At 61.0% G+C, this 15,769-nt stretch carries 15 protein-coding genes, 1 tRNA gene and 1 pseudogene; 9 read left to right on the forward strand and 8 right to left on the reverse strand.

Features of this window, described 5'->3' with window-relative positions; genetic code table 11:
• Nucleotide 1 precedes the first annotated feature (1 nt).
• The 6 genes from rpe (at nt 2) to ACKUUJ_RS01675 (ending at nt 4,754) form a co-directional block, all read left to right on the forward strand.
• Nucleotides 2–673 carry a ribulose-phosphate 3-epimerase gene (gene rpe, locus ACKUUJ_RS01650; RefSeq protein WP_409064444.1) on the forward strand — a complete coding sequence of 224 codons (672 nt, stop codon included), beginning with the start codon at nt 2–4 and terminating at the stop codon, nt 671–673.
• Nucleotides 674–679: 6 nt separating this feature from the next.
• The gene (locus tag ACKUUJ_RS01655) at nt 680–1,858 is read left to right on the forward strand and encodes a cysteine desulfurase family protein (protein ID WP_409064445.1); all 1,179 of its coding nucleotides are present in this window, start codon (nt 680–682) and stop codon (nt 1,856–1,858) included.
• A complete protein-coding gene (locus ACKUUJ_RS01660) occupies nt 1,855–2,664 on the forward strand; it encodes a Nif3-like dinuclear metal center hexameric protein (protein ID WP_409064446.1) in 810 nt (269 codons plus the stop codon). Before ACKUUJ_RS01655 ends, ACKUUJ_RS01660 begins: the two co-directional genes overlap by 4 nt.
• Nucleotides 2,661–3,380: a zinc ribbon domain-containing protein gene (locus ACKUUJ_RS01665; RefSeq protein ID WP_409064447.1), complete on the forward strand. Its 720-nt coding sequence runs from the start codon at nt 2,661–2,663 to the stop codon at nt 3,378–3,380. Before ACKUUJ_RS01660 ends, ACKUUJ_RS01665 begins: the two co-directional genes overlap by 4 nt.
• A gap of 2 nt (nt 3,381–3,382) precedes the next feature.
• The gene (gene coaBC / locus ACKUUJ_RS01670; RefSeq protein WP_409064448.1) at nt 3,383–4,597 is read left to right on the forward strand and encodes a bifunctional phosphopantothenoylcysteine decarboxylase/phosphopantothenate--cysteine ligase CoaBC; all 1,215 of its coding nucleotides are present in this window, start codon (nt 3,383–3,385) and stop codon (nt 4,595–4,597) included.
• An 80-nt stretch (nt 4,598–4,677) separates the two neighbouring features.
• A tRNA-Pro gene (locus ACKUUJ_RS01675) sits at nt 4,678–4,754 on the forward strand.
• 506 nt (nt 4,755–5,260) lie between these two features.
• Here ACKUUJ_RS01675 and ACKUUJ_RS01680 read toward each other — a convergent pair.
• The gene (locus ACKUUJ_RS01680) at nt 5,261–6,118 is read right to left on the reverse strand and encodes a DUF6273 domain-containing protein (RefSeq protein WP_409064449.1); all 858 of its coding nucleotides are present in this window, start codon (nt 6,116–6,118) and stop codon (nt 5,261–5,263) included.
• Between the two features lie 1,115 nt (nt 6,119–7,233).
• Here ACKUUJ_RS01680 and ACKUUJ_RS01685 point away from each other — a divergent pair.
• Nucleotides 7,234–7,473: a hypothetical protein gene (locus ACKUUJ_RS01685; protein ID WP_409064450.1), complete on the forward strand. Its 240-nt coding sequence runs from the start codon at nt 7,234–7,236 to the stop codon at nt 7,471–7,473.
• A gap of 12 nt (nt 7,474–7,485) precedes the next feature.
• Here the strand turns inward: ACKUUJ_RS01685 and ACKUUJ_RS01690 are convergent, their stop codons facing one another.
• The 3 genes from ACKUUJ_RS01690 to ACKUUJ_RS01700 all read right to left on the reverse strand — a co-directional run bounded on the left by ACKUUJ_RS01690 (nt 7,486) and on the right by ACKUUJ_RS01700 (nt 10,030).
• Entirely contained in the window at nt 7,486–7,704 is a 219-nt protein-coding gene (locus ACKUUJ_RS01690; RefSeq protein WP_409064451.1) for a hypothetical protein, read from the reverse strand.
• A gap of 219 nt (nt 7,705–7,923) precedes the next feature.
• Nucleotides 7,924–8,352, reverse strand: a complete 429-nt coding sequence (locus ACKUUJ_RS01695; RefSeq protein WP_195535155.1) for a hypothetical protein — start codon at nt 8,350–8,352, stop codon at nt 7,924–7,926.
• 1 nt (nt 8,353) lies between these two features.
• Nucleotides 8,354–10,030: an ATP-binding cassette domain-containing protein gene (locus ACKUUJ_RS01700; protein WP_409064452.1), complete on the reverse strand. Its 1,677-nt coding sequence runs from the start codon at nt 10,028–10,030 to the stop codon at nt 8,354–8,356.
• A gap of 1,385 nt (nt 10,031–11,415) precedes the next feature.
• Here ACKUUJ_RS01700 and ACKUUJ_RS01705 point away from each other — a divergent pair.
• A complete protein-coding gene (locus ACKUUJ_RS01705) occupies nt 11,416–12,069 on the forward strand; it encodes a DUF1648 domain-containing protein (protein ID WP_349076881.1) in 654 nt (217 codons plus the stop codon).
• A 551-nt stretch (nt 12,070–12,620) separates the two neighbouring features.
• Entirely contained in the window at nt 12,621–12,824 is a 204-nt protein-coding gene (locus ACKUUJ_RS01710) for a hypothetical protein (protein WP_409064453.1), read from the forward strand.
• A 4-nt stretch (nt 12,825–12,828) separates the two neighbouring features.
• Here the strand turns inward: ACKUUJ_RS01710 and ACKUUJ_RS01715 are convergent, their stop codons facing one another.
• From ACKUUJ_RS01715 to ACKUUJ_RS01730, 4 genes and pseudogenes are all read right to left on the reverse strand, one after another.
• Nucleotides 12,829–14,265, reverse strand: a complete 1,437-nt coding sequence (locus ACKUUJ_RS01715; RefSeq protein ID WP_409064454.1) for a sensor histidine kinase — start codon at nt 14,263–14,265, stop codon at nt 12,829–12,831.
• Nucleotides 14,253–14,915 (reverse strand): response regulator transcription factor, encoded by a 663-nt coding sequence (locus tag ACKUUJ_RS01720; protein WP_409064455.1) that lies wholly within the window; start codon nt 14,913–14,915, stop codon nt 14,253–14,255. The genes ACKUUJ_RS01715 and ACKUUJ_RS01720 overlap by 13 nt, the downstream gene beginning before the upstream one ends.
• Before the next feature lie 45 nt (nt 14,916–14,960).
• A complete protein-coding gene (locus ACKUUJ_RS01725) occupies nt 14,961–15,338 on the reverse strand; it encodes a hypothetical protein (RefSeq protein ID WP_409064456.1) in 378 nt (125 codons plus the stop codon).
• A 16-nt stretch (nt 15,339–15,354) separates the two neighbouring features.
• Nucleotides 15,355–15,769, reverse strand: a pseudogene (locus tag ACKUUJ_RS01730) (lantibiotic ABC transporter permease); the annotation flags it as partial.

Below are 15,769 nucleotides of genomic sequence, written 5' to 3' on the forward strand. Positions count from 1 at the left end.
CATGGGTTCCATTAAAATCGCTCCGTCCATCCTTTCGGCCGATATGGCCAACCTTAAGGGCGACCTCGACAAGATCGCCGGTGCCGACTTTGTGCACTTCGATGTCATGGACGGTCACTTTACCGGCAACCTCACCTTTGGCGTCGATATCCTCAAGGCCGTCAAGCGCTCCACCGACGTGCCGGTCGACGCGCACCTCATGGTGTCGAACCCCGACGAGACCGTCGATTGGTATGCCGACGCCGGTGCCGATATGATCACCGTTCACTACGAGGCCTCCACGCACCTGCACCGCACGCTCACCCATCTGCAGCAGCGCGGCGTCAAGGCCGGTGTGGTGCTCAACCCCGCCACGCCCGTCTGCGTGCTCGAGAGCATCATCGACGTTGTCGACATGGTACTGCTCATGAGCGTGAACCCCGGCTTTGGCGGCCAGAGCTTTATCCCCGGTACCATCGCCAAACTGCACGAGCTCAAGGCCATGTGCGAGCGTCACGGCGTTTCGCCCCTCATCGAGGTCGACGGCGGCATTTCTTCCAAGAACATTGCCGAGGTCGTCAAGGCCGGCGCCAACGTCCTCGTGGCCGGCTCCGCTGTATTTAAGTCCGAAGATCCCGCCGCCGAAGTTGCGCTGCTGCAGAAGCTGGGCAATGAGGCTGCACAGGAGGCATAAATCCTTATGACCGCAGGTCAAAACCGCATACCCGTGAATCTTGACTATGCCGCCTCGACGCCCATGCGCGCCGAGGCGCTCCTTGCGCAGCGCGAATACGACGATAGTGAGCTTGCGGGCGTCAACCCCAACTCGCTGCACTCGCTCGGTCGCAAGGCCGCCGCACGCCTGGAGGCCGCACGTCGCGAGATCGCCCGCAGCTTTGGCGCACGCGTTCGCCCGTCCGAGATCGTCCTGACCAACGGCGGCACCGAGGCCAACCAGCTGGCGCTCCTCGGTCTTGCCGAGGGCGCTCGTCAGCGCGACCGCAAGCGTAACCGCGTTATCGTATCTGCCATCGAGCACGATTCGATCCTGGACAACCTGCCGCTGCTGCGTGCCGCCGGCTTTACCGTCGACCTGGTGCAGCCCTGCCGCGCGGGCTACATCGAGCCTGACGCGCTGAGTGACTTGCTCGGCGACGACGTGGCGCTCGTGAGCATCATGGTCGCCAACAACGAGACCGGCGTGGTGCAGCCCATCCGCGAGCTTGCCGCCGCCGCGCATACCGTGGGCGCACTGTTCCATACCGATGCCATCCAGGGCTATCTGCATATTCCGCTCGATGTCACCCAGCTGGGCGTCGACGCCATGTCCGTCGCAGCCCACAAAATTGGCGGTCCCGTTGCCTCCGGCGCGCTCTACGTTAAGACCCGCACGCCGCTGCGCCCCCGCATCTTTGGCGGCGGACAGGAAGCCGGACGTCGCGCCGGCACGCAGGACCTGCGCACACAGCTGGCCTTTGCCGCTTCCGCTCGCACGCTCGCGCCCCATGTGGCCCAGGAGCGCGAGAAGCTGCAAGCCCTTTCCGACAAGCTCTACACCATGCTTACGGCCCATCCGCGCATTCACGCCACCATGGGCGACTACGCACAGGCCGACCGTCTGCCCGGCATGGTATCGATCTACATTGACGGCATGGACTCCGAGGAGCTCATCATCAAGCTTGACGCCGCCGGCTTTGAGGTATCGGCAGGCTCGGCATGCTCGAGTGGCAGCATGGACCCCAGCCACGTTTTGAGCGCGATGGGCATCGGTCGCGAGCAGGCTCTGGGCGCACTGCGTATCTCCTTCGATGACCGCGTGAATCCGGCCGATCTGGACGAATTTGCCCAGACGCTGCTCTCGATCGTAGGTGCCGCATGATCGTCTCCGAGCTTGAACGTGCCCTGCTGGCGCGCTACCCCAAGGCGTACGCCGAGGGCTGGGATCATGTTGGGCTATCTGTGGGAGACCCTGCTGCCAAGATCACCGGTGTTGCCTGCGCACTCGACGCGACCGAGGCCAACGTGCATCGCGCTCTCGAGGCCGGCGCTAACGTGCTGCTGACGCATCATCCCATCTATATCAAGGCGCCCGAGGCCTTTTGTCCGGCCGATTCCGCGCGACCCCAGTGCAGCGCTGCGCTGTACGAGGCAGCTCGTTGCGGCGTGAGCATCATCTCGCTTCACACCAACCTGGACCGCTCGCACGAAGCGCGTGTTCGCCTAAGTAAGTTGCTGGGCGCTGAGCCCATGAGCTCGCTGGAGCATGTGGACGACCCCGAGGCTTGCGGCCTGGGCGCCCTTGCGGCGTTCAACGACCCCTGCAGCCTGCGCGACCTTGCCGCGCGCGCCGCTACGGCGTTTGGCAGTGACCCCCGCGTGTGGGGCGAGGCCAATCGCCCGTGCAGGACCGTCGCCATTTTGGGCGGCTCCCTAGGCGACTTCGGAGAGCTCGCCATCGCCGCGGGCGCAGACGTTGTCGTGACGGGCGAGACGGGCTACCACGTGGCGCAGGACCTGGCCTTGCGCGGGCTACCGGTAATCTTGCTCGGCCACGACCGCTCCGAGGAGCCGTTCGTTGATATATTGATGAACTCTGCAGTTGATGCCGGGGTCGACCCCCGTCATGCGATTAAAATACTGAACCCTTGCCAATGGTGGACTGTGACAAAAGGAGAGAACTTATGAGCGCCGGCGCTACGCTACTCAAGCTGCAACAGATCGATTTGGAGCTCGCCCGCAACAAGAGCGAACTTGCCAATATGCCGGAGCTCAAGGAGCTCGCTTCCAAGCGTAAGACCTACGTTAAGCTCAAGGCCGAGATGACCAAGCTCTACGCCCAGCGCAAGGATCTGGACATTGAGCTCGACGACCTCAACACTACCGAGATCCAGACCAATAACGCCATCGAGGCCGCCAAGAAGCGTCACGTTGACGGATCTGACTACCGCGAGGTTCAGGACCTGGAAAACGAGCTCGCCACCCTGGCCAAGCGTCTGGACAAGATTGAGCACACCCGCAAAGATGTCGTCGTCGCCCACAAGGAGGCGCTCGACCGCGAGGCTCGCGCGCAGGCCATCATCGCCAAGTTCGAGGAGGGCGTGAAGGCCGATACCAAGGCCGCCCGCGCCAAGGCCACCGACCTCCAGGCTCAGATTGATGCCGCCACCAAGGAGCGCACCGCGCTTGCCGCCACGCTGCCCGCCGATGTGCTCGCCGATTACGAGCACCTGCTCAAGCAGTTCCGCGGCCTGGCCGTCGAGACCATCAAGGGCAACATCCCCACGGTCTGCCACACCGCGCTGCAGGCGTCGTCCATGAGCGACCTCAACCACGACGGTAGTGAGATTACGCACTGCCCGTACTGCCACCGCCTGCTCGTACTCCCCAACAAGGAAGCCTAACGATGACGGCGGCACCCAACAATTCAATGCAACTTGAGGGAAAAACGATCCTGCTGGGCATTACCGGCGGGATCGCCGCCTATAAGTCGTGCAATATCGTGCGCCTGCTGCAAAAGCGCGGCGCACGCATCAAGGTCGTTATGAGCGAGCATGCCACCGAGTTTGTAGGCCCGCTCACCTTCCGCGCGCTCACCAACGAGCCGGTCGCTGTAGGTCTGTTCGACGACCCCTCCGACCCCATCCACCACATTTCGCTCGCGCAGGAGCCCGATCTGGTGGTCGTGGCGCCCGCGACGGCCAATATCATCGCCAAGATGGCAAACGGTATCGCCGATGACCTCATCTCCACCACGCTGCTTGCCACGCCGCGACCCATCGTGATCGCACCCGCTATGAACAACGGCATGTGGAAGGCGCCGGCGACGCAGGCCAACATGGTCACGTTGCGCGACCGTGGCGTCCATGTGGTGGGACCCGGCAGTGGCTACCTTGCCTGCGGCGACGTGGACACGGGACGCATGAGCGAGCCCGAGGACATCGTCGAGACCGTCTGCGAGGTACTCGCCCCCGCGCCTCAGGACCTGGCAGGTAAGCGCATCGTGATTACCGCCGGCCCCACGCACGAGCCGATCGACCCCGTACGCTTTATCGGCAACCGGTCATCGGGCAAGATGGGCATCGCCCTGGCGGGGGAGGCCACTCGCCGCGGAGCTGCGGTCACGCTTGTGCTGGGCCCGACATCGCTCGATGTTCCCCGCGGCGTGGAGTGCGTGCGCGTGCAGACCGCCGCAGAGATGCTGCAGGCTGCGCTGGGCGCCTTTCAGACGGCCGATGCGGCCATTTGTGCCGCAGCCGTCGCCGACTACACCCCCGCAGCCCCTGCCGACCATAAGCTCAAAAAGGCTAACGAGCGCCTGGATGGCATTGAACTGGTCGAGACAGTCGATATCTTGGCCGAGCTTTCGCGCCAAAAGGGGGAGCGGTGCGTGATCGGCTTTGCGGCTGAGACCGATAACGTCGTGGAGTACGCTCGGCGAAAGCTCGCCCGCAAGGGTTGCGACGCCATTATCGCCAACGATGTCTCGCGCGCCGATTCGGGCTTTGGAACCGATACCAACAAGGCCTGGATCGTGAGCACAGCGGGTACGCAAGAACTTCCCGTTCTAACAAAACCCCAGCTCGCGGATACAATTTTGGACTTGCTTCAAAATTTGTAAAAAAGTTCTTGCACAAGGGCAAAGTTTCGGGTTAATATACTCCCTGTTGCGAGCGAGAGCAGCGCAACAAACAAAAGCTTCGGGACGTGGCGCAGCTTGGTAGCGCACTTGACTGGGGGTCAAGGGGTCGCTGGTTCGAATCCAGTCGTCCCGACCAGAAGTTTGCAGGTCAGGCACCTAGTGCCTGACCTTTTTTGTTTTAAGCAATTGTTTAATTTTCAGTAAGCAATAGGGTGCCAAAAATCTACCTACGCGATAATCGCCTTTTGCGGCTACTTGCGCGTTTTGCACGCGCTTGAGCCGATTTATTAACGCGATATGAATCTACATACGCGTAGCTGGTATACAGCCGAATACAGGCTGTATTTATCGCGGCGATTTACGTAGATATAGCGACTGTAACGAACAAGCGTGTCGCTGTATTTATTCCAGTAGTTCACTTGATCGATGGACAAGTGAGCTGTTGCAACGAAACGCCAAGCGGGATGGGCTCTATACGAGGATGCCGCAGGAGTAATGGCGGGGGAGTGCGGCAGGCGCTCTGAGAGCCGCTGTGTGACCCCATTTCTCCTCAAACCGATAACCTATGCCACAAACATCAAACCGTTCGAGTAACCGCCAAAAGAAAAGCCCGCACAGGCCGTGCGGGCTTAACAGATGAATCTAGAAGCACCAAGCTGGGCAGACGCGATTCGAGTTCGTCGCGACGTAGTTGTACGACGGATCGCCGTTGCTGTTGACATAGAGGAAGAGCGCAGAGGCGCTCGGATTCAAGGAACGCTCCCACCAAGCGACGCCAACACTCAGGCAATCGTTACCCGAATAATTGTTCGTCACCTTACCCTTGAAGGCCTCGTACTGGGTTCCTTCGTTTCCGATCCAAGAATAACCAGACCAGCCGCTATAAGGGGTCTCGACGATTTCGGAATAACTGAGCATGAACAGCTTGTCCGAGGTCGCCGTCACGGCGGCATTCTTGTCGGTTCCATCAACGTTGTTCGTCAGCTTCCTGACCGGCTTCACCTTGGATTGGAAATCGGAGGGCATCAGGTTCCAGATCTCGCCGGAGTTAATCTTCGCGCGGAGTTCCGACTTCTCCCAGCCACCGGCATTGGTGTTGGTGGCGTTCACGCGAGATTTGATACCCGTCGAGGCGGCGAGGAACGTCAGGCCCGTCTTGCCGCTACCATCGGCCAAGTCATCGTGGTTGATGCCGATAATCTTGTACTCGAGCGTCTGACCATCGGTGAGCTTCATCGAGAACTTCGTCCCTGCATTCATCGCGGCCTCCGCCTTGGCGAAGGCGGACGATGCCTCGCCCTTCGCGGCGATGTCCTCGGCCACGGCCTTCTGCTCTTCGAGGGTCCAGTCCTTCGCGTCCTTGGCGATAGCCGCCTGGACGGTCGCGGAATCGGTACCTGCAGACCCTCCGCCGGATGCGCCTCCCTCGACGCCGCCAACCGTCCCATTGTTCACCGTGTTGCCGACCAGGTTGAACTGGTTGCGGATGGCTCCGGCCACGCCGGGTCCCGCGAACACGATCACCAGGCCGATGACCGCGATGATCAGGACGTACTCGATGATTCCTTGGCCTCCGGAGGCGGATACCTCTAGGAGATACCCCCCCCCGGAGGTTCTGCGCCGCTGCATGCATATGCGACACTCCCTTCGCTCAGGGTGAATAGAAACGAGCTGAGCGTAGGGTTATCGCGGGAATCTGTCTTTGTCTTGCCGCTGCGGCATCTTGGCTATTGCCATGCCTTGGGAAGGATTACGCCGGGGACGTTCTTGTCGGAGTCGCTATGCAGTGTATTCGGGCTGATGTTCCAGTCGGAACAATCCAGATGGAGACTCCGGCACTGCTCGGACATTCCCGTTAAGTCATATACAGCACTGAAATCGCACTTGGCACTGAGACCAGCTACGTCCACATCCGCGTCCGGAACGAATCGAAGCGGCACCCCATTTCAAAACGAAGCCTCGGTCCATGAAGGAGACTTTCCCATATACATAGATTAAGATAAGACCGTGTATGACCAATATGAACTTGAGCATATTCCGTCCGTATTCATACTGGATGATCAAGGAAACATCATCGGCCCATCCGAAGGAGAGGAAGAACCTCTTGCCTTATTAAAGAAATACGCCGAATACAACGGATATAAAGCGGAAGGAGGCAACATCGAGTAACTATCAAAGGCCAGATTAAGGAGCCAGCCATGAAGAAATGCCTACCCTCCATCGTCTCAGCAACTCTTTGCCCCGCCCTTGTCATGACACCATTTGTACCCGTTGCGGCAGCCCATGCCGACGAGGGATCTCCCGCCGAGAGCAGCGAGATCTACGTCGGAGTCAATTACGACGAAAATTACGATATATCCCTTTTTTGAGCGCGAGCGCTGCGCGGATTCATATTCCAAGGCGTGGGCGTTTCTCACGGATCTGCAAATAACCGCCCCGTCCCTCACAAGGTCAAGCTGAACGCGAAGGAGGAGGCTTGCCTGCGCGATCTCTAGCTTGTTGGCACCGCTGAAGTTATCGCCGGTCTCGTGACAACCGGTCCTAGCGGCGGCTTTTTTGCAACCGCAATGACATCGTACCGACTTTTCATTTGCATGTTCTGAAAGGAAGTTGCCATGTTGTCGCAAAATCAATCGAGATACTTGAACACAATCGGCTTTGCCCTGCTTGCATTACTCTTTGCTAGCGACCTTTTGCTGAAACCGCCCAAGGAACTCGTTTTGCTTGCCATAGACTGCATTTCCGCCCTTTACTTTACGGCAACCCTATTCGTCGGACTAAAGGAGAGGAAAAAAGGCGTAGTCGTTGCATCTGCCGTAGGCGTGATCATAACCATTGCCTCATTCTTTATCTGACACATTGGTGATCTAGGGGCGATATCGTAGGAATACGACCGGGAGAGCCGGGACCAGATTGCCCGGGTTGCCCGGTCGGCTCGCGTGACGGCGCGGCGGTTCCACAGAAAGCTCTCCCGACTTCACGCCGTTTCTGATCGCATTGTAGACAGCCATCTCGTCTTCGCAGTCGGCGAGCACGCGGTGTGCGTCGTCGTTTTGGATGTCCAGCAAATCTCGAAGGTCCTCCATGCACCAGCGTCCGAGATCTGGCCATGCGCGTTGCGCGAGCTGATAAGTGTCGATTGCGATGTTGTAGTTAAAGTCCAGGCCAAAGCCGTCCCAGGAAGAACGACTTTGTTTCCTTGATTATCAACTTCATCCGGACACTTCCCGCATTCATCCGTGTGTGTACGGATGAATGCGGGGTTCAATACCCCGGCGGCCTGATCGGCAGACCGCCGGGAATTCTCACTCCTCGAAAAAAGCCGGCACTCGGTTAGTCCTGCGCATCTTGAAATCGCCAGACTCATGGGAGACGTAGAGAATGCCGTCCATCCCATCTCGTGATGCATACGACAGGTGAACTGAACCGCAATCCGATCCATCATTGTCGAGAAGATCAAACGAATTCGGGTCGCTCGTTGCGGCCAAACGACCACTCAGACAAGAGCCATCGTCATTACAGATTTGCCATTCCATGTCTTCGCCTGCAAGAATCGCCATAGACGGCCTGGTCGCGCCATCGTTGACATACATCCCGTCTATGCCAAACCCATTTTCAGCGCCATCGATGAACGACTGCTCGGACCTATACCTCGCAAATGATGCACATAGCACCATTGCAAGACAAAGTACAAAGCCAACAATCGCTATCTTTGCATAGCTCTTGCCTATCATGTCATTCACCTCCCTCGTATGTATCGAGGTATTCCTGCTTGAGCGTCTGCGAGGACGACTTGATCTTTTCCACGAGCGTGCCGGCCTCGATGAAGTAGAACGAGTTGGTGAGGTCTGCCAGGTCGTCGAGTAGATGGCTTGAAATGAGCACGCTGCGTCCCCGCGCCACTTCGCTGCGCATCGCGTCGCAGGAGGTTTTCCGTTTTCCCGGATCGAGGCCGTTCAGCGGTTCATCGAGGATGAGGTACGGGCAATCGGTCGCTATCGCCATGGCAAGCTTTACCTGCTGCTTCATTCCTGTCGAGAGTTTACGGGTCGGCTTGTCGAGATATGGGGAGATTCCGAGGGAGCTGCAGAGCGAGTCGATGTCGGCGGCCGATTTCCACGCCTCCCTAACGAAAGCAAGGTGCTCGATGGCCGATAGCGTGGGATAGAGATCCGCGCTGCCCGAAGAGCTCAGGTAGACGAGTTCTGCAAATTCGGCTGATCGACGTTGGCAGATTCCGTCTGCCGCCAGGCTTCCCGAGCGGATGCGGGTGGGAAATTGGCCCGACAGCGCTTCAAGAAGGGTGGTTTTCCCCGAGCCGTTGGGAGCAACGAGGCCCGCCGCCGTTCCCGGGCTCAGGAAAAGCGATCCGATTGAAAGTATCGTCGTGCTTCCGTATCCCACGCTCGCGTCCAGAAGCTCGAGCCCATGGTGCTTTTTCGCGGGTCCAGGCTGTTTGGGCGAACGTGTCGCAACGGCGCCGACCGCAAAAAGGACCGCGACGTATGCCAGGGCCACGGCAAGCATCGATGCGCTGCCTGAACCGGAGCCAATGAATTCTGTCGGGAAGCATCCTACGTAACCCGTTGCCTCGATAGGCGAGAATACGGCCAGCGGCAGGAGATTGAGCGCGGCGTTATGCTCCAGTGCCGAATCGGACAGTAACGGGAATGCCGGGGCCGCGACAAGCAGCGCGGAGGTAAGGGGGCCCGCGAGGACGCGCCTCGTTGCGGTCGATAGGACGGCGGAGCAAACGGATATCAAGGTTCCGCCCGCAAGCAGCGCGATAAGCAGGGCTGTGAAGACGTTTCCCGCGGTCGTGGTGGCAAGCGCGCCGTCATGGAAGAAGGCGATCGGGTACCCAATTTGCCCGAAGCCGTTTAGGGCCAAGGCGTAAATGCCCCCGGGTGCGAGGCTGGCGAGGAGCATCGCGGTCCCCGCGGCGATTATCGAAAACACGGTCTGGATAAGGCGCCGGAATTTGGGCACGGGCGCCTTCGCCGCCAGGGTCCCGGGCCTTGTGGCGCCGAGCACGAGTATCGACGAGAGAAGGAAGGGGATGAAGGGGAGGAAAGACGGCGCCGTGGCAATGGCGTAAGGCAGGAAGGAAAGGAATGGCAGGTCGTTTGCGGAGGCCGGGATATCCGTGATGCCGGAGCTGCTCAGGGCACGGCAATATGCGAGCTCCGCGTCATTGGTCTCTCGGTCTCCCACGATGGATCCGGATTGGAAGCCTTCGTCCATGAGCGCGTAGTAGCTCTCGGCAGAGTCGAGAAAGGCGGCGTCGGTTTGAGCGGCAAGGGCGGCGTTCGCGTATCTTGCAAGCTCCGCGTCGACTTGCTGCTCTGGCGATAGATCTATGCCGTTGGCTTGGGGTGCGCGCGTATTGAATGCGTCGACAAAGCCCTGCATGCCCTGCTTCATAAAGAAGGGGCCGTAAATGGGTGAATTGAACGCAATGGGGATGGAGAAGGCTGCGGCAAGAACGAGCGTAGAGATCCATACGGCCCTGTCTCTTAGGATTAGTTTGAGAAGAAGTCGACAGTACATTTAGAAGCACCTACATTTCTCAAAGCATCGTTAGATTAATAATGACAGACCGAATGAAGATGCGTGCGATGGGGGCGAGGCGAATGGCTGAGCGGTATCGATATGCGGGTTCAACGGTATTATATTGACCACATAGATTATTTACTTGCATTTCTAACAGTTAAGGAGACGGGTGCTTTCCAGCACACTCCTTCGATGATGCCTTCCGCTAGTTGCTATGCCGGTTTCAGCCAACAAAGAATGTGCCCTGGTGCTCAGGTTCACCGTTAGCGTTGGCAACATATGAGATGGGCCAGACCCTTGCCGCGCGCCGAATGGGCGAGAGGTGTCGGGCTCCATGTTTATTCCACCTGCTTGTTATCAACCAGCTTCGTTCAACGTCAGACATTCAAGATGTCAGACGTCGAACCTGCGCCAAAGACGCAGCTGGGGCTACTAGTTGCCTACAATCGCTCGCGAAGCTCGCCTGTTCGTGCGTGAATGCCTGACAGCTCCGTCAGACATTGTCGGACATTTGATTGTTCGACAAATGCGCACGTGGTCGCGTTCGCAAAGATTACTGAACGGTCGATGGGTGCGTTGAGACCGGAGCAGACGGCGGATGTCAGAAAAATGGCCTCACAGAATCGAACCCATGGTTGATAAAATTGACCGCCCGGGCGCAAATACCCGGGCGGTCAATTCATCCCCTCGTTCGCGATCCTGTTGGATTTTGGGGCTTTGACATGTTGTTGACGGATGGATCAGCCGTACAGCTTGATCTCCCGGGGTTCCATGTGGTCGTCCCCCAATAAGACGTCCCTGATGTAGCTCTGCGGCAGGAACTCGACGGGCAGCACTGGGTCGTCGACGTAGCCGGGCACTGGGAGTAGGCGTGGCCTTTGGACATAGCGTGGCCGCCTGCCGGCGGTCGGACTGCCACTTCAGCCAAAAGCTCAGGCGCGCGCATTAAAATAATGGATATATCGCTTGATGGGCTTTTGACCAAGCATGAACATCGCAGGTAAATCCGTGTACCAATTTTTGGTATACGAATTTACCTGCGGTTTGCTGAAAGCTCTGACATGCGCTGTCGACTTCATTAAAATCGATTGCCGATCAAGTCTTCCTATATATGCGAGCCCCAAGAAACTGCGCTGTGAACCTGAGACCGCTATCGATCGGCCCGGTGCACCGGGCCGCTGTCCTCGAGCCGGCATCAGCTTGCCGGTCTCAAAACGTATACTTGATTTAAGGCGGAGTGGAATGTGGGCGCGCAAGGAGATGCGGAATCGATGAGAGCCTCAAAAAAAATTACTGCAGTGTTATCATCTTTCATCCTCTCTATTCTTCCATTTCTGATTCTATGGGCGGCTTGGTCAGTCCTCCCTGATACAATTCCCGCTCATTGGAGTGGGGGTGTGGTTGATCGATGGGGTAATAAGCTTGAATTGCTGGTTGTTCCGCTGTTTTCTCTGATTGGTTCTATTGCAATTTCTGTGTACCTTATTGTTTCCACGCGGCGAAGAGAGTTCGCGGATTTCTCTGTTCGAATGCGACGGGACTTTGTTGCGTGCTATATTTCTAGTCTTCTTTTATCGACAACCTGCTCAGTGATAATTGCCGTTTGGGTTCAGTTGATTCTTACGCAAAACACTGCGGTTGATGGGGGGCTTGGACTATCGATCCTGTATTCCCTTCCCGGGCTATATGTGATCTTGTGCGCTTTGCCGCCTTTTTATGCGAGCGGCGAGAGCAAAAAGGCAGAGCGCCTGATAACAGTTCTTATTGGCGGCGCGGAGATTGTTCTTTGTGGAATAGTGCTTGAAGGTTCGGCTGCCTCTTATGCGATGATTGGACTGATGATTCTGTTCTGTGCGTTTGAGATTGTGTCACAGGTAAGGGATAGCCGGTCCTTATGAGTTGAATTACGCGCGTGCGGATATAAAGGGTGGCATGTTAAATTTGTTGAAAACTCTGACATGCGCTGCCGACTTCATTAAAATCGATTGCCAATCAAGTCTTCCTATATATGCGAGCCCTGAGAAGCTGCGCTGTGAACCTGAGACCGCTATCGATCGGCCCGGTGCACCGGGCCGCTGTCCTCGAGCCGGCATCAGCTTGCCGGTCTCAAAACGTATGCCGTCCGGTACGACCAACAGCCGAGTCTTGCGCCCAGTTCGAGCAGCGCCAGAACCCCGTGCCGGAACCCACGCAGCCGATGGCAGGGGAATTCAGCCGCGGCCATCGAGGAGCCGACCCAGGGACGGCGCCCCCAGTCCTCGAAAGATTTCCACCGCCCCCTACAGGCCTGGATTGATTTAACAGTTGATTTAATCCGGCTGAACAAGCCGAGCATGGGCCGGTTGACAAAATGTAAGGTAAAAAAGCAGATACGACCGTACGCCGGTGCGGGGTTCGGGTGATGTGATAGAAAGTAATACACGTATTACATCTAACCGGGAGGTGCATCATGGCAACCGCCACCGCAGCCCTGAGAACCCCCGAGGACCTCGCGAACAGGTACGACCGCCTGGCGAAGTCGACGGGCCGCACGAAAACCTTCTACATGACGGAGGCGCTTGCCGCAGAGATAGGCAGGCTCGAATACGAGTACGGCCTCATGAATTATCCGGGAAGCGTTTGGTTGCGAGCCACGCCGGTGCGCGGGGCCTGAGTCGTCAGGCCCCGCACAGGGGGACCGCGATGGTGGCCACCGCGCCGCCCGAGGGGCTGTTGGCGAGCGAGACGGAGCCCCCGTGGGCGCTCGCGGCCTCGGAAGCGGCGTGGAGGCCGAGCCCGTAGTGGCGGCCTCCGTCGCGCGAGGAGCGGGAGGAGTCGTCTGTGAAGAGGCGCTCGCAGCCGCGTTCGAGGGCGGCGGGAGAGAAGCCCGGTCCGTCGTCGGCAACCTCGATGACGAGCTGCCCGCCCGCGACGTCGCAGGAGACAGCCACGCGCGAGCGCGCGTGCTCGGCGGCGTTGGCCACGAGGTTCGCGGCGGCTCGCGCCAGGGCGGTTCGGTCGAGCGGGGCCTCGGGCGCGCCCGCGACAGCGGGGCCCGTGGCCGCGTCGAGCGTCACGCCTCGCGCCCGGGCGATCTGGGCGGCCTCGGCGAGGACCTGTTCGCAGAGCTCGGCCGGCCGCATGGGGACCCTCTCCGCCCCGCCGGACCCGCGCGAGGCCTCGATGAGCAGGCGCACGTAGCCGTCGAGCCTTTCGACACCGCCGGCTATGTCGCGCGCGGCGGCCGCGAGGTCGGCGTCTTTCTCGTCTTCCAGCTCCTCCGCCACGAAGTCGGCGTTGGCGCGCAGCACGGTGAGCGGCGTCTTGAGGTCGTGGGCGAGCGACGCCACCTGCTCGCGCTGCCCCCGCTCCGCGGCCCAGCGGGCCTCGAGCGACTCGGCGAGGGAGGTCCGCATGGCGTCCATCGCGGCGAGGACGTCGTTCACCTCGCGCACGTTGGTGCTGCCGACCGCGAAGTCGAGCTCCCCCGCGCCGACGCGCCCCGCCGCCTCCGCGAGCGGCGCCATCTTGCGCGAGATCACGCGGCTCGCGCGGCGCGCCACGAGCGCGAGCGCGAGCGCGCTTCCCGCAGCGGCGCCGACGAGCATGAGGTTCTGCGGGTTGGGAAGCAGGCCGGCGAGGTCGCGCGAGACCCACTGCGGCAGGTACTCGCTGACGAGCGCGCAGGCCCCGCCGCCCTTGAGCGGGAACGCGGCGTAGGTGAGGCCCGAGCCCCCGCCCTCGATCTCCACTGTGCCCGGATCAGCGGCGAGTGCCGCACGGGCCATTTCCGTCGCGTCCTCGAGCCGCGTGCCCTCGAGGTCTGTCATCAGCACGTATCCGTCCTTGTTCAGGATGAGGTAGCGGTACGCCGTCGGCACGTCCTGCTGCCCGCAGACGCCGTCGCGTGCCAGGCCCTCCGCGACCTCGCGCGCATTGGCCGGCCCCCAGCTTGCCTCGTAGACGAAGCCCGCGTTGATCGCCGCGGAGAGCGCCATGAACGAGGCGAGCCACGCCGCGGCGACCGCCGCGAACGCGTAGGCGAAGTAGCGCGCGATGACGAAGGAGAGCGGCATGCCCCCGCGACCTCGCGCCCAGATCTTCAGAGCTGCCACTTGTACCCCATCCCCCAGACGGTCGCGATCGGATCGGCGCCGGCCTCGGAGAGTTTCCTCCGGGCGCGGCTGACCTGCATGGATATGGCCGAGTCGTCGGCGTCGCTCTCCCAGCCGAGCACCGCCTCGCGTATCTGCGCGCGGCTCATGACCTGCCCGGGGTGGCGGGCGAGGTACTCGCAGATGGCATACTCGGTGGGCGTGAGCGGCACGGCCTTGCCGCCCACGGCGAGGCCGCGCGCCCCGAGGTCGATCCGCACCTCCCCGAAGGAGAGGGCGTGCGAGCGCGGCCGGCGCTCACGGCGTAGATGGGCCGCGACCTTGGCGCGCAGCTCCGCGGCCCCGAAGGGCTTGCGGACGTAGTCGTCGGCGCCCAGGCCGTAGCCGGCCACGGCGTCCTCCTCGGCCACGCGCGCGGTCAGGAAGATGATGGGCCCGTCGAAGTCCGGGCGGATCTGCCGCACGAGCTCGAAGCCGTCGAGACCCGGCATCATGACGTCGCAGAGCACGAGGTCGAAGCGCGAGAGGTCCATCCCCGGGACCGCCGTCGGGTCCGCCGCCTTGACGACCTCATGGCCGTCGCGGCCGAGGACGCGCGCGAGCGCGTCGAGGATCGCCCGTTCGTCATCCACTGCCAGTATCCTCGCCATGTTCGACCTCCTGAAACTCTCGTCGGAATTGTACTAGCGCCGCGCTCAGCGGTCCAGAGCCCCGCGCGCAGCCGCGGGCGCCTCGGCCGCGTCGCACGCGCGGTAGCGCACGCCCGAGCCGCCGCGCGCCTCGATCTCGAGCCAGCCCTCGCCGTCCGACTCCCGCCCGAAGAAGATAAGCTGGAGCTCTCGGACATTGCCCCTGTCGTCCGCCGCGTCCACCAGGTAGGCGTAGTTCGCCCCCGCCCCGGTGGCGTCGGCGTAGGAGCTCGCGTGGCTGCCGGGCTCGGGCGCGGGCGCCCACATGGCGATTTCAGGGTTGGGCAGCACGCGGTCGGCGATCGAGTGCAGCGCCCACCCCCAGCCGGCGTCGAGCAGGGCATTCCCGCCCAGGACGAGCGCTGCGGAGAGGAGGACGAGCACGGCGGCGAGCGGCCTCCTACGCATCTGCCCTCCCGTCCTCGAAGCGGCAGAACCAGGCGAGAAGGACGACGTCGGCTGCCAGGGCGAGCACGAGGCCAGCGAGCGCAGTCGTGAGGAGAGGGCCCGCCGCGCGTGCGGCGTCGATGAAGGCCTCCACCCCGAGCGACCCCAGGCGCGCGGGCCAGGCGAGCGGCACCCAGCTCAGGGGCGTCGCCAGGGCACCGGTGAGCTCGCCGGTCATGAGGCCGTGCGCAAGTCCGCCCACTGAGAAGAACGCGAGGAGCACCCCCGCCGCGCCGGCGCCGATGGCGGCGTTGCGGCCGAGGCGCAGGGCCACGCCGAGCCCCAGCGCGTAGAGGGGCAGGCTGCCCAGCACGATGCCCGCCCAGGCGGCCGCAAGCGGAGCGGGCCCGAGCGGCAGGCGCCCGGCG

Source organism: Collinsella sp. wc0583 (assembly GCF_046116915.1).
Classification (GTDB): Bacteria; Actinomycetota; Coriobacteriia; order Coriobacteriales; family Coriobacteriaceae; genus Collinsella.

Coding starts and splice junctions, on each gene's coding strand:
- rpe (WP_409064444.1), top strand. CDS start 2: ATGGGTTCCATTAAAATCGCTCCGTCCATCCTTTCGGCCGATATGGCC.
- ACKUUJ_RS01655 (WP_409064445.1), top strand. CDS start 680: ATGACCGCAGGTCAAAACCGCATACCCGTGAATCTTGACTATGCCGCC.
- ACKUUJ_RS01660 (WP_409064446.1), top strand. CDS start 1,855: ATGATCGTCTCCGAGCTTGAACGTGCCCTGCTGGCGCGCTACCCCAAG.
- ACKUUJ_RS01665 (WP_409064447.1), top strand. CDS start 2,661: ATGAGCGCCGGCGCTACGCTACTCAAGCTGCAACAGATCGATTTGGAG.
- coaBC (WP_409064448.1), top strand. CDS start 3,383: ATGACGGCGGCACCCAACAATTCAATGCAACTTGAGGGAAAAACGATC.
- ACKUUJ_RS01685 (WP_409064450.1), top strand. CDS start 7,234: ATGTTGTCGCAAAATCAATCGAGATACTTGAACACAATCGGCTTTGCC.
- ACKUUJ_RS01690 (WP_409064451.1), bottom strand. CDS start 7,704: ATGGAGGACCTTCGAGATTTGCTGGACATCCAAAACGACGACGCACAC.
- ACKUUJ_RS01695 (WP_195535155.1), bottom strand. CDS start 8,352: ATGATAGGCAAGAGCTATGCAAAGATAGCGATTGTTGGCTTTGTACTT.
- ACKUUJ_RS01700 (WP_409064452.1), bottom strand. CDS start 10,030: ATGCAGGGCTTTGTCGACGCATTCAATACGCGCGCACCCCAAGCCAAC.
- ACKUUJ_RS01710 (WP_409064453.1), top strand. CDS start 12,621: ATGGCAACCGCCACCGCAGCCCTGAGAACCCCCGAGGACCTCGCGAAC.
- ACKUUJ_RS01720 (WP_409064455.1), bottom strand. CDS start 14,915: ATGGCGAGGATACTGGCAGTGGATGACGAACGGGCGATCCTCGACGCG.